This is a genomic window from Terribium retamae (assembly GCF_022347545.1).
Lineage (GTDB): Bacteria > Pseudomonadota > Alphaproteobacteria > Rhizobiales > Rhizobiaceae > Mesorhizobium > Mesorhizobium retamae.
Genome location: NZ_JAKREW010000008.1, coordinates 1 through 12,932, shown reverse-complemented (window position 1 = coordinate 12,932; position 12,932 = coordinate 1). Strand labels below are relative to the sequence as shown.

Here is a 12,932-nt window from a genome sequence, read left to right as displayed (position 1 = left end):
TTCGGCGAGGATAAGATGGTAGAAGAAAACAAGAAAAAACCAAACCCAATTGACATCCATGTCGGCAGCCGCATTAGACTTCGGCGTAATATGCTTGGAATGAGCCAAGAAAAACTTGGCGAAAACCTCGGAATAACTTTCCAGCAAATCCAAAAATATGAGAAGGGTACCAATCGTGTTGGCGCCAGCCGCTTGCAGGCGATCGCCTCGATCCTCAGCGTGCCCGTTGCCTTCTTCTTCGAGGATGCCCCAGGGCAGGAGGGCACCAGCCGTGGCGGTTTCGCAGAAGACAACGCGATGGCACTCGCCGCGGAATTCTGCTCGACCCCAGAGGGCCTCCAACTCAACCGTGCTTTCGTGAAGGTTGCCGATCCCAAGGTTCGCCGGCGGATCATCGATCTGGTCAAGTCGCTCGCTGGCGACGAAGCAGGCTAATCCAGAGGCGATTTTCCGCTGTTGCAGATGCGGCGGTAAGCTTCTCCCTCAATCTCGCAGTCCTGGGTATTTTGTTCCATTGCTGCGTTGGCCTTTGATATTCGTTGCTCAGCAATCGTCTTGACGAGGCTGGCGCGGCCCCGCTAACACGTGGCGCGCCAGATCGGCAGTCTGCCGATTGCTTTCTAGAGGGGACACCCGTGTCGCGGCAGAATTATCTCTTCACCTCCGAATCCGTTTCCGAAGGCCACCCCGACAAGGTGTGTGACCGCATCTCCGACGAAATCGTCGATCTCGTCTACCGCGAGGCCAAGAAGACGGGGATGGACCCTTGGAAGGTCCGCGTCGCCTGCGAAACGCTCGCCACCACCAACCGTGTCATCATCGCCGGTGAAGTCCGCGTGCCGGACACGCTGCTGAAGAAGGACAAGGCCGGCAATATCGTGAAGGACGCCGCTGGTCACCCGGTCGTCAATCCTTCCAAGTTCAAGTCGGTCGCGCGCAAGGCCATCCGTGCCATCGGCTACGAGCAATCGGGTTTCCACTGGAAGACCGCCAAGATCGATGTGCTGCTGCATGGACAATCGCCCGATATCGGCCAGGGTGTCGATAACGCCGCCGACCGGCAGGGTGAGGAAGGGGCCGGCGACCAGGGCATCATGTTCGGTTATGCCTGCCGTGAAACGCCGGACCTGATGCCGGCGCCGATCTATTACAGCCACAAGATCCTTGAACTGCTGGCTGACGCGCGTCACAGGAACCATGGCGATGCCGGCAAGCTGGGTCCGGACGCCAAGAGCCAGGTCACGGTGAAGTATGTCGACGGCAAGGCCGCCGAAGTCACGCAGATCGTGCTGTCCACCCAGCACCTCGAAGAAAGCTGGGATTCCAAGAAGGTTCGCAAGGTCGTGGAGCCTTTCATCCGCGAAGCGCTGGGCGAGCTGAAGATCGCGAATGACTGCAACTGGTACATCAATCCGACCGGCAAGTTCGTGATCGGCGGTCCTGACGGGGATGCAGGCCTCACCGGCCGCAAGATCATAGTCGACACCTATGGTGGGGCAGCTCCGCATGGCGGCGGCGCCTTCTCCGGCAAGGACACCACCAAGGTCGACCGTTCGGCTGCCTATGCCGCCCGCTACCTTGCCAAGAATGTCGTGGCCGCGAAGCTGGCGGACCGCTGCACCATCCAGCTTTCCTACGCCATCGGCGTTGCCCAGCCGCTGTCGGTCTATGTCGACCTGCACGGCACCGGCGCTGTCGAGGAGGCCAAACTGGAAGCGGCGCTGCGCGAGGTCATGGACCTGTCGCCGTCCGGTATTCGCCGTCATCTCGATCTCAACAAGCCGATCTACGCCAAGACCTCGTCTTACGGACATTTCGGTCGCAAGGCTGGCCGGGACGGCTCCTTCTCCTGGGAGAAGACCGACCTGGTGAAGGCACTCAAGGACGCTGTCGCCAACAAGGTTGCGGTGGCCGCCTGAGGGCGACCGTTTCCGACATGGAAGACGAACCGCGCCGCAGCCGGATGAGTGAAGCCTTTTTCGGGCGGCGGCGCGGGAAGACCATCCGTCCCGCGCAGGCGAGCGCATTGGAGGTTGGCCTCCAGCACTATCGGCTCGATCTGGCGCGACCGGCGCCGGCAGACCTCGGCAGCCTGTTCCGGGCCTCTGTTTCTTCGATCCGGCTCGAAATCGGTTTCGGCGGCGGCGAACATCTGCGTCAGGAGGCGCTGACGCATTCCTCCACCGGCTTCATCGGCGCCGAACCTTTCGTCAACGGCATGGCCAAGATGATGGTGGCGCTGGCAAAAGAGCCGGCCGACAATCTGCGTGTTTTCGACGACGACGCGGCTCTGTTGCTCGACTGGCTGCCCGAAGCCTCGCTTGATTGGATAGACCTTCTCTACCCGGACCCATGGCCGAAGAAGCGTCACTGGAAGCGGCGTTTCGTTAGCCCGGTCAATCTCGACCGTTTCGCGCGTGTGTTGAAACCGGGTGGCAGGTTCTGCTTCGCTTCCGATATCGACACCTACGTGAATTGGACACTCCAGCATTGCCGGGCGCACCCGGCCTTCGCCTGGCAGGCACAGGAAGCAGCTGATTGGCATACTTCCTATCCGGGCTGGGAAAGCACCCGCTATGAAGCCAAGGCGATCCGCGAAGGGCGTCGCACTGCTTACCTGACCTTCATTCGGTCGTAGCTTTCTCTTCGGCCTGATTGCTGGCCGGCAAGCGCGGAAACGTTACGCGTGCGATGAGCCCCGTGCCGGAGGCCCGAGGTTCAAGCGTGAGTCTGCCCCCGAAAAGCTCGGCAATTTCCTCCACGATCGGCAGGCCCAGCCCGCTGCCGGGTTTGTCGGCGCCCGCTCCGCGTGAGAACCGGGCTCGCACCGCAGCGAGTTTTTCCGGCGCAATGCCTGGGCCGTTGTCCTCGACTTCCAGGACCGCTTCCTCCCCACCGGACACGCGCACCGTGATTTCGGCTCCGCTGCCGGCATAGGCAATAGCATTGTCGACGAGGTTGCCGGCCAGTTCCCCGATAAGCAGCGCTTCTGCCCGGATCGGAACCACTTCACCGCCCTCGAAGCCGAGATCGGCACCGGCTGCATCCGCTTTCATCACCCGGTCGGCGACGCTTTCCATCGTGATGGCGGTGAGATCCACCGGTATCGCTTCGATCCCGTTCGATGCAGCTGTCTCGATGCGCGCCAGGAGGAGCAGTTGCGATAGGACGTGCTCGGCGCGCACGATAGCCTTGTCGGCAGTCTGGGCTGCTGCCTTGGCCTCGTCGAGCGACCGCGCGCGGCCGGCAAGCGCAAGCTGCGTGCGCACGATGGTCATCGGCGTCCGCAACTGGTGGCTGGCATTGCCAGTGAAGTTGCGCAGGCCCGACAGGGCGCCGCCGAGCCTGACCATGAAGGAATTTACCGTTTCGACCAGGCCACGCACCTCGCCAGGCACCCGGTCGTCGATGGGATGAAGGTCGTCGGGGCTGCGCTCTGCGATTGCCGCCCGCAGCCTGTAGAGCGGTTGCAGGGAGGCATTGACGGCGAACCACGCGATCAGGGCGGCACCGCCGATCAGGACAGCCAGCCGCAGAGCGGAGTGCAGCAGGATCGTCTGCGCGAGTTGGGTTCGCGCGATGGTGGTTTCGGCAACGGTCACGACGAAGGGGATGGAATCGACCCCTGTCGATGCAGAGCGGGCCAATGCAGCGAGCCGGATCGGCTCGCCGCGGAAACTCGCATCGGAAAACTGCGCCTTCTCCGGTGGCGGTGCCGGCATGGTCGGCAGCGTATCATAGCCAGTGATGAAAGTGCCCGGGGGACCGTCGACGCGGTAGAACACCCGGTCCTGTGCCGCTGAGGTAAGCATTTCCAGCGCAACATAGGGGATATCCACTTCGAGGGTGCCTTCCTCGGAAACCACGACACGTTCCGCAATGGCCAATGCCGATCCCGCAAGCACACGATCCGAGGCGGCGTTTGCCGTTCCGATCGCCTCTCTCCAGGTGTCGAGCAGAGCGATCAACCCGATCGCTATCAATGGAACGAGCAGCCAGAACAGCAGCCGACGGCGCAGCGAATAGGGCGCGGCGGCTGCCATCAGCGAATGTCCCCCATGCCCAAGCTACACTTTCTCAAGATAGTAGCCGATGCCGCGAGCAGTACGCACGGTCACGCCGTGGGGAGCAAGCCGCCGTCGCAGCCGGCTGACATATTGTTCGATCGCGTTGAAGGACAACTCCTCGTCGAAGCCGGCGAGCGATTCCAGGATCGATTGTTTCGGCACCACCTTGCCGGCGCGCAGGAACAGCGTTTCAAGCAGGCTCACCTCTCGCGCCGGCAAATCGAGCGGGGTGCCGCTGCCGGAAAAGCTGCGCGAAGTGAGGTCGAAGGTTACGTCGCCGAACGACACAAGCGACGATTTGAGGCCGGCATGACGCCTCAGCAGCATGCGGACGCGCGCTTCGAGCTCATCGACGTCGAAAGGTTTCGTCATGTAGTCGTCGGCGCCGAGGTCCAATCCCTTGATCTTGTCATGCAGGTCGGCGCGTGCACTGAGGATGAGCACGCCAGGGCCATCCTGGCGGGTGCGGATGTTGCGCAGCACTTGTAAGCCGTCCATGCCGGGCAGGTTGAGATCGAGGATGACGAGGTCGACCCGCTCGGCAGCGAGCACCGCCAGTGCCGATTGCCCATCGATGACGTGGTCGACTGCATAGCCGCTGCCCTTCAGCACGGCCACAAGGCCGTCGGCCAGGGTCTGCGTGTCCTCCACCACCAGAATGCGCAACCAGGACTCCTTGCTCGGATATCGTTTTCCCAAAACAACTTAGCAGGAGTTTCGTACACGCCAAACCACCCGCGACAGGCGACAGCTTGTGGATGACAGCGGGCTCAGGCAAGTTGACCGCCATGCGTTTTCTTATCTTTGTTCTGCTGACTTTATTTGCCAGGCCCGCGCTGGCTGAGACGACACTTTTTCCTGCTCTCAACGGCGACGCCGGCGCGCGAACCGTTATCGTTTATTCAGCGCTCGACGCGCCTTTGGCCAAAGGCATGATCGAAGGATTTCGTCGCGCAAATCCCGCTATTGCCGTGCGCTATGAGGAACTGCTCACGGGCGATATCTATACGCGCATCATCGAAGAGACCAACGCCGGCCAAAAGACCGGCGACGTGGCCTTTTCTTCGGCGATGGATCTCCAGGTCAAGCTTGCCAATGACGGCTATGCGCAGGAAAGCGATCTGCCGATGAGCGCACGCTGGCCGCGCTGGGCGAACTGGCGCAACACCGCGTATGCGCTGACCTTCGAACCGGCTGTCTTCGTCTACCATAAGCCGAGTTTCCGCAATGTCTCGCCGCCGGCCACTCGCGCGCAGTTCGTCGATTATCTCGAGCGCAATGCGGACGTCGTCCGAGGCAGGATCGCCACCTATGACATTCAGCGGTCCGGTGTCGGTTTCATGTTCATGGCGCGCGATCAGGAGCAGTTTCCCGACGTCTGGTCGGTGATCCGCAGCATGGGAAGGGCCGGTGTGAAGCTCTATGCGAGGAGTGCCGCGATCTTGGAACGCATAGCCGATGGGCGTGCAATATTGGGATACAATATCCTGGGCTCCTATGCGACGGATTGGGCGGCGCGCAATCCCGATGTCGGCATCGTCATGCCGAGGGACTATACGGTGGTCATGTCGCGCATCGGTCTCGTTCCGAAAGCCGCGGCCTCGCCGGATCTTGGCCGTGCGCTGCTCGGTTATTTCATGTCGGCCGAGGGCCAGACCATCATGGCGCGCGAACTCCATATCGCCGCCATCAATCCGGATGTGTCGGGCGAAAACACCGCCAATGCCATCCAGGCCACGATGGGCGCGCAGCTTCGTCCTGTTCCGGTCAGCCCCGGTCTTCTCGTCTACCTCGACCAGGTCAAACGCAACCGCCTGGTGGAACGCTGGAATGCCGCCTTGCAGGGCCGCTGACAGCAGCCTGTGGCCAAGTCCGGATGTTTGGGTCATGATCACGGGACGGGCAGGATGTCAGTCAGATGTCAGCTTGCTCGGTTAGCATTTCTGCAGGTCTGGCTGTTGGAGGCGGCTTGACCTGCAGGTCTGGGAGGAGAGGGGCCGCAACGGCCGGCGTCGGGGGCAAGGCAATAGCCTTCCGCGACACCATCCAAAGTCACCATTCTCCCAGGGTTGTCTCGACGCGACGCCAAGCGTGCGGCGCGAACCAATGCGAACATGGCGCCAGCTGACCCCAATTGGCCGCGCCCCAAGGGAGAGAGACTGTGAAGAAATTCCTTCTGGCGACCATCGTGGCAAGCGTGATGGCCATTCCGGCCTTCGCCGCTGATTACAAGATCATGGCTCCCGCAGCACCGGGCGGCGGCTGGGACCAGACTGCACGTTCCATGCAGACCGCGCTGCAGGACGAGAAGATTTCCGGGTCTGTGCAGGTGACCAACGTTCCGGGCGCTGCCGGTACCATCGGACTTGCGCAGTTCGTCAACCAGGCCAATGGCGACCCGTCGCAATTGCTGGTCGGCGGCTATGTGATGGTCGGCGGCATTCTCACCAACAATTCGCCGGTGACGCTGGAGCAGGTGACGCCGATTGCGCGACTGACCGGCGAATATGAAGTCGTCGTGGTGCCTGCGGCATCCGATATCAAGGACATGGCCGGCTTGATCGCCAAGCTGAAAGCCGATCCCGGTTCGGTTTCCTGGGGCGGCGGCTCGGCTGGCGGCACCGATCACATCACCGCCGGCCTGATTGCCAAGGCGGTCGGCGTCGATCCGACTAAGGTCAACTACATCGCCTATTCGGGCGGTGGCGAGGCGCTGGCGGCTCTGCTCGGCAACCAGGTCACGGCAGGTATCTCCGGCTATGGCGAATTCTCCGAGCAGGTGAAGGCCGGCACGCTGCGGCTGCTGGCTATTTCCAGCGAGCAGCCGGTGGCTGGCATCGACGCGCCGACCTTCAAGCAGGCGGGCGTTGACGTTGCCATCCAGAACTGGCGCATGGTGGCCGCCGCCCCCGGCATCAGCGCCGAACAGAAGGCAGCGATCCTGGCCGACATCGAGAAGATGGCCAAGTCCGCCGCGTGGCAGAAGATCCTGACCGACAAGGGTTGGGAAAACACCTATCTGGCCGGCGACGAATTCACCGCACAGCTGAAGAAGGACACCGAGCTCACCGCCGGCATCCTCAAGGACATCGGCCTGGTCAAATGAGCGAAACGCCCGCCAAACAAACGACGCGCCGCCCTGACTGGGCGGCGCTTGCCATTGCCGTCATCCTGGCAGTGGTCGCCGCTGTGGTCGTGTGGTCGACGGCGCGGCAGGGCGGAGCCGCGAGCTACGCCCGCATCGGACCCACGACATTCCCCTATGTGATCGCCGGTGCCTTCTTCATTCTTGCGATCTGGACGGCGTTCGAAGCCTGGCGTGGTGATTTTCCCGAGCGCGAGCGTCAAGAGATCAGCCCCATCCTGTGGATCGTCGGCGGCCTGGCTGCGCAAATGCTGCTTTTGAAGACCGCCGGTTTCTCGATCGCGACCGGACTTCTGTTCGCTGCCACCGCCCGCGCCTTCGGCAGGGGGCCGTTGTGGAAGACGATCCCGCTCGGCACCGTGCTTGCCTACATCGTCTGGGTGATCTTCGCCCGTGGCCTGTCGCTGTCGCTGCCGACCGGCCCGCTTGAACACCTTTTGTTTTGATTGGCGGACAAGACCCATGACGACGTTCGAACTTCTCGCGCACGGGCTCGTGGTTGCCCTGCAGCCGATGAATTTGCTCTATGCGCTGATTGGCGTGACCTTGGGTACTGCTGTCGGTGTCTTGCCGGGCATTGGTCCGGCACTGACAGTCGCCCTGCTTCTGCCGGTTACCTACAAGCTCGACCCGGCCGGTTCACTCATCATGTTCGCCGGCATTTATTATGGTGGCATGTATGGCGGTTCGACCACGTCGATCCTGCTCAACACGCCGGGCGAAAGCTCCTCTATCGTCACGGCGCTCGAAGGAAACAAGATGGCAAGGGCCGGACGCGGCGGCCCAGCGCTTGCCACCGCCGCCATCGGCTCCTTTGTCGCCGGCCTGCTCGCCACGATCGGCCTTGCCTTCGTGGCCCCGACAGTGGTGAAGCTGGCGCTTTCCTTCGGCCCGGCGGAATATTTCGCGCTGATGGTGCTGGCCTTCATGACGGTTTCAGCCGCTTTTGGAGAGTCGACACTGCGCGGGCTGACGTCGCTGTTTATCGGGCTCCTGCTCGGCCTGATCGGCATCGACCTGCAAACCGGCCAGGCACGGCTTGCCTTCGGCATTCCGGACCTGCTCGACGGTGTCGAGGTGACGACGCTGGCTGTCGCCCTTTTCGCCATCGGCGAGGCACTTTCAGTGGCTGCGACCAAAGGGGGCGATTCGACGATCCAGGCGATCAAGGGCTCCGTTTGGATGACGCGCGAAGACTGGCGCCGGTCCTGGAAGCCATGGCTGCGCGGCACCGCGATCGGCTTCCCGATCGGCGCCATGCCGGCCGGGGGCGCCGAGATCGGCACATTCCTGTCCTATTCGGTGGAAAAGCAGCTGACGACAAAGCCGGAGGAATTCGGCAACGGCGCCATCGAGGGCGTTGCAGGGCCCGAGGCGGCCAACAACGCCTCCGCGGCAGGCACCCTGGTGCCATTGTTGACGCTCGGCCTGCCGACGACGGCGACCGCAGCCATCATGCTTGCGGGCTTCCAGCAGTTCGGTCTGCAGCCAGGGCCGCTGCTGTTCACCAGCAACCCGCAACTGGTCTGGGGGCTGATCGCCAGCCTGCTGGTGGCCAATCTGATGCTGCTCGTTCTCAACCTGCCGCTGATCGGGTTGTGGGTAAAACTGCTGACCATCCCGACACCATGGCTCTATGCCGGCATCCTGATGTTCGCGACGCTCGGCACCATCGGTGCGAACCCGTCGACCTTCGAACTCGGTCTGCTTCTGGCGTTCGGCCTGCTCGGCTACGGCCTGCGGCGGTTCCACTATCCGATCGCACCGGTGGTGGTGGGCTTGATTCTCGGACCACTGGCCGAACAGCAATTGCGGCGCGCAGTCGCCATCAGCCAGGGCGACCCTTCGGCGCTGTTCCATTCCTGGATCGCTGTTGTGTTGTGGCTGCTTGCGGCGGCAGCGGTACTGGTGCCGCTCTACCTACGCTGGCGCGGCAAGGACAAGATCCTGTCGCAGCTCGGCGGCGACGAAGACTGATCTGACGCTTCGACCGGCGCGCAATCGCCGGACCGCGTCCATCGAAGCGGAGGTTTGCACCTCCGCTTTTTCAATAAGGCGGTCAGATGCGGCGGATCTTGGCGAATTCGACAGGGTCGATGCCAAGGCGGCGCAGGTCGCGGCCCTTTGGATTATGGTTGCCTTCCACGGCGCCGGCCGCATTGATCGCGCTGCCGACGATATCGATCAGGTTGCGGATCGCGGTTCTGCTGGTACGCACGGTTCTGCTCCATTTGTCTGGCGCAACGTTTTGCTGCGCTGCACAAAAGATAGGAGGCCCGCGTGTCGACTAACAGGCCTTTCGCGGCAAGCCTGCTATGCGGTTTCCGCATGGGTACCGTGTTTGGCGGCCATGTTTGGTGTATGGCAGTGCAGCCTTGCAATTCTCTGCTGTGGTTGTTATATCGGCTTCAAATTCTTGGTCGGTATGACGAAGAGTGGGTCCACCCGGTCCCGCTCTTTTTTGTTACCGGCCGTCGCCAAGAGATTCGAACAGCGGACACCGGATGACATCAAGCCAGGCCGATAGCGACGATCGTATCATCCGCGAGAGCGGTATTGATGCACGCATCGCCATCATCGTCGAGCCGGTGCTGCGCGGCATGGGTTTCCGTCTCGTGCGCGTACGTCTGTCGGGTCAGCATGGTTTGACGCTGCAGATCATGGCCGAGCGTGAAGACGGCACCATGACCGTCGAGGATTGCGAAGAAGTCAGCCGTGCCGTTTCACCGGCGCTGGATGTCGACGATCCGATCGAGAAGGCGTATCATCTGGAAGTGTCCTCGCCTGGGATCGACCGGCCGCTGGTGCGCATTTCGGATTTCGTCACGTGGACCGGCCATCTGGTCAAGCTGGAGACCTCGGTTCTCGTCGCCGACCGGAAGCGCTTCAAGGGCAAGATCGCCGAAGCCGATGCCGCCGGCATCCTGCTGGAGCGCGACAAGGCGGCTTACGGCGAGGAGCCGACGGTTCGCATTCCTTATGACACGATCGCCGAGGCTCATCTCGTGCTGACCGATGACTTGATCCGCGAAGCCCTGTCCAAGGACAACCGGGCGCGCAAGGAAGCCAAGAAACACCGCGGCGAAGCAGATGCCGCAGAAGAAACCGAAGCTGAGAAGTGAATGAGCGGCCGCCGGCATAGGTGGCCCTGTTCAGGGAGACAAAGATGGTTGTAAGCGCCAACAGGCTCGAACTCCTGCAGATTGCGGATGCGGTCGCGCGCGAAAAGTCGATCGACAAGTCGATCGTCATTGCCGCCATGGCCGACGCGATCCAGAAGGCTGCGCGCTCGCGTTATGGCCAGGAGACCAACATTCGCGCGGACATCAACCCGAACACCGGCGAGATGAAGCTGCAGCGGCTGATGGAAGTGGTCGAGAATGTCGAGGACTATGCCACGCAGATAGCTTTGCTCTCGGCGCGCGAGCGTAACCCCGACGCGCAGATTGGCGATTTCATTGCGGAGCAGCTGCCGCCGATGGATTTCGGCCGCATTGCCGCTCAGTCCGCCAAGCAGGTCATCGTGCAGAAGGTCCGCGAAGCGGAGCGCGACCGTCAGTATGACGAATACAAGGATCGTATCGGCGAGATCGTCAACGGCACGGTCAAGCGTGTCGAATACGGAAACGTTATCGTCGACCTTGGTCGTGGCGAAGCGATCATCCGGCGCGATGAACTGATCCCGCGCGAAAACTACAAGTATGGCGACCGCGTTCGCGCCTATGTTTATGACGTGCGCCGCGAACAGCGCGGCCCGCAGATTTTCCTGTCACGTACGCATCCGCAGTTCATGGCGAAGCTTTTCACCATGGAAGTGCCGGAAATCTACGACGGCATCATCGAGATCAAGTCGGTGGCCCGCGACCCGGGCTCGCGCGCCAAGATCGCGGTCATCAGCCGCGATTCTTCGATCGACCCGGTCGGCGCCTGCGTCGGTATGCGCGGTTCCCGCGTCCAGGCCGTTGTCGGCGAATTGCAGGGCGAAAAGATCGACATCATCCCGTGGTCGCCTTCGGCTGCTTCCTTCATCGTCAATGCCTTGCAGCCGGCAGAGGTCGCCAAGGTGGTTCTGGACGAAGATGCCGAGCGCATCGAGGTGGTGGTGCCTGACGATCAGCTGTCGCTGGCTATCGGCCGCCGCGGCCAGAATGTGCGCCTTGCCTCGCAACTGACCGGCTGGGATATCGACATCCTGACCGAACAGGAAGAGAGCGAGCGTCGCCAGAAGGAATTCGTCGAGCGCTCGAACCTGTTCATGGAAGCTCTCGACGTGGACGAGATGGTTGGCCAGGTGCTGGCTTCGGAAGGCTTCACCTCGGTCGAGGAAGTGGCCTATGTCGAGGCCGGAGAAATCTCCTCGATCGACGGTTTTGACGAAGATACCGCAACCGAAATCCAGAATCGCGCCCGCGAATATCTGGAAAAGGTCGAGGCCGAGCACGACGCCGCCCGCAAAAAGCTGGGCGTCAAGGACGAACTGCGTGAAATTCCAGGCGTGACCACCGCCATGATGGTGACGCTGGGCGAAGACGGCGTGAAGACCATAGAGGACTTCGCCGGCTACGCCGCCGACGATCTTGTCGGCTGGAAAGAGCGCAAGGACGGCGAAACCAAGGTGTTCCCGGGCGTGCTTGCCGCGCACGGGATCTCCAAGACCGAAGCCGAGCAGATGGTTTTGGCTGCGCGCCTCAAGGCTGGTTGGATTTCCGAAGAGGAAGCCCAGGCCGAGGCTGCCGACGCCGAAACAGCCGGCGCGTAAGATGAGACCGGCCGGAGCAGCCCTTGTCCGAGATGAACGATCGCACCTGCATCGTCACAAGGAAGACCGCCGAAACGGATGAACTGATCCGTTTTGTCGTCGGTCCGGATTCGGCTGTCGTTCCAGACCTCAAAAGGTCACTGCCTGGTCGGGGCTGCTGGGTCAGCGCCGACCGCGCCACCGTCGATAAAGCCTCGGCCAAGGGGCACTTTGCCCGGGCCTTCAAAAAGCAGGTCATCGTTCCGCCGGAACTCGGCGCGATGGTCGAGGGGTTGTTCGTGCGCTCGGCCCTGGGTGCACTCGGATTAGCCCGTAAGGCCGGTGTGGTTGCGCTTGGCGCCGCCAAGGTCGATAGTGTCGTGCGCTCCGGCAAGGCGGCACTTGTCCTGCACGCATTCGAAGCCTCCGAGGACGGAGTGCGAAAGATCACCCAGGCACGCCGGGCCACCGCCCATCTCGGCGGCCCCGCTATTCCCGCATACAAACTTTTCGCGGAAGCGGATTTGGGTTTGGCATTGGGGGGGACAAATGTGATACATGCTGCCGTTCTCGCGAGCGACGCGGGTAAGGCGGCCGTGAAGCGCATGGTTGCGCTCGACCGTTACCGGGGCGGTTCCCCGGACGATCTGGCAATGATTGCGGCTGTTGCCGGCGATGATGATGCCGCAGAGGATATGGAATGAGTGATACGAATTCGGGCGACGACAAGACGCTGAGTGTTACGCCCAAGAAGACATTGACGCTGAAGCGCCCGGGCATCGAACAGAGCACGGTGCGCCAGAATTTCTCGCATGGCCGCACCAAGCAGGTCGTCGTGGAGACGAAGCGCAAATTCGTGAAGCCCGGCGAGCAGGCTGCGCCAGCCCAGCAGACGGTGTTCGCGCCTAAGCCGGCTACACCTCAGCCACAACCTCCGGCCCAGCCGCAGCCGCAGCCGCAGCCGCAATCCCAGGCCCAGCCT

The 12,932-nt window shown here is 62.2% G+C and carries 14 protein-coding genes; 11 read left to right on the top strand and 3 right to left on the bottom strand.

What is annotated here, in order from left to right; all coding sequences use genetic code 11:
• The first annotated feature begins 15 nt into the window (after window positions 1–15).
• The 3 genes from L4923_RS10835 (at window position 16) to trmB (ending at window position 2,638) form a co-directional block, all read left to right on the top strand.
• Window positions 16–435, top strand: a complete 420-nt coding sequence (locus L4923_RS10835) for a helix-turn-helix domain-containing protein (protein ID WP_239364697.1) — start codon at window positions 16–18, stop codon at window positions 433–435.
• 200 nt (window positions 436–635) lie between these two features.
• Window positions 636–1,919, top strand: a complete 1,284-nt coding sequence (gene metK, locus L4923_RS10830; protein WP_239364694.1) for a methionine adenosyltransferase — start codon at window positions 636–638, stop codon at window positions 1,917–1,919.
• Between the two features lie 17 nt (window positions 1,920–1,936).
• A complete protein-coding gene (gene trmB / locus L4923_RS10825; RefSeq protein ID WP_239364691.1) occupies window positions 1,937–2,638 on the top strand; it encodes a tRNA (guanine(46)-N(7))-methyltransferase TrmB in 702 nt (233 codons plus the stop codon).
• Here the strand turns inward: trmB and L4923_RS10820 are convergent.
• Both L4923_RS10820 and L4923_RS10815 read right to left on the bottom strand, forming a co-directional pair.
• On the bottom strand, window positions 2,625–4,043 hold the full coding sequence (locus L4923_RS10820; protein WP_239364688.1) for a sensor histidine kinase: 1,419 nt from the start codon (window positions 4,041–4,043) through the stop codon (window positions 2,625–2,627). The genes trmB and L4923_RS10820 overlap by 14 nt on opposite strands.
• Window positions 4,044–4,067: 24 nt before the next feature.
• On the bottom strand, window positions 4,068–4,733 hold the full coding sequence (locus L4923_RS10815) for a response regulator transcription factor (RefSeq protein ID WP_239364685.1): 666 nt from the start codon (window positions 4,731–4,733) through the stop codon (window positions 4,068–4,070).
• A gap of 122 nt (window positions 4,734–4,855) precedes the next feature.
• Between L4923_RS10815 and L4923_RS10810 the strand changes: the two genes are divergently transcribed.
• From L4923_RS10810 to L4923_RS10795, 4 genes are all read left to right on the top strand, one after another.
• Complete coding sequence (locus L4923_RS10810; RefSeq protein WP_239364682.1) at window positions 4,856–5,920, top strand: ABC transporter substrate-binding protein; 1,065 nt, start codon at window positions 4,856–4,858, stop codon at window positions 5,918–5,920.
• A gap of 308 nt (window positions 5,921–6,228) precedes the next feature.
• Window positions 6,229–7,173, top strand: coding sequence for a Bug family tripartite tricarboxylate transporter substrate binding protein (locus L4923_RS10805; RefSeq protein ID WP_239364679.1), 945 nt, complete (start codon window positions 6,229–6,231; stop codon window positions 7,171–7,173).
• Window positions 7,170–7,658 carry a tripartite tricarboxylate transporter TctB family protein gene (locus L4923_RS10800; RefSeq protein ID WP_239364676.1) on the top strand — a complete coding sequence of 163 codons (489 nt, stop codon included), beginning with the start codon at window positions 7,170–7,172 and terminating at the stop codon, window positions 7,656–7,658. Before L4923_RS10805 ends, L4923_RS10800 begins: the two co-directional genes overlap by 4 nt.
• Window positions 7,659–7,674: 16 nt before the next feature.
• Window positions 7,675–9,189, top strand: a complete 1,515-nt coding sequence (locus L4923_RS10795) for a tripartite tricarboxylate transporter permease (protein WP_239364673.1) — start codon at window positions 7,675–7,677, stop codon at window positions 9,187–9,189.
• Window positions 9,190–9,271: 82 nt separating this feature from the next.
• Here the strand turns inward: L4923_RS10795 and L4923_RS10790 are convergent, their stop codons facing one another.
• Complete coding sequence (locus L4923_RS10790; RefSeq protein WP_239364670.1) at window positions 9,272–9,430, bottom strand: hypothetical protein; 159 nt, start codon at window positions 9,428–9,430, stop codon at window positions 9,272–9,274.
• 286 nt (window positions 9,431–9,716) lie between these two features.
• On the opposite strand from L4923_RS10790, the gene rimP reads away from it, so the two are divergent.
• The 4 genes from rimP to L4923_RS10770 all read left to right on the top strand — a co-directional run.
• Window positions 9,717–10,334 (top strand): ribosome maturation factor RimP, encoded by a 618-nt coding sequence (gene rimP / locus L4923_RS10785; protein WP_239364668.1) that lies wholly within the window; start codon window positions 9,717–9,719, stop codon window positions 10,332–10,334.
• A 44-nt stretch (window positions 10,335–10,378) separates the two neighbouring features.
• Window positions 10,379–11,971, top strand: a complete 1,593-nt coding sequence (gene nusA, locus L4923_RS10780) for a transcription termination factor NusA (protein ID WP_239364667.1) — start codon at window positions 10,379–10,381, stop codon at window positions 11,969–11,971.
• A gap of 32 nt (window positions 11,972–12,003) precedes the next feature.
• Complete coding sequence (locus tag L4923_RS10775) at window positions 12,004–12,654, top strand: RNA-binding protein (RefSeq protein ID WP_239365036.1); 651 nt, start codon at window positions 12,004–12,006, stop codon at window positions 12,652–12,654.
• A partial coding sequence (locus tag L4923_RS10770; protein ID WP_239364666.1) for a translation initiation factor IF-2 associated domain-containing protein occupies window positions 12,651–12,932 on the top strand: 282 nt, incomplete at its 3' end. The genes L4923_RS10775 and L4923_RS10770, both read left to right, overlap by 4 nt.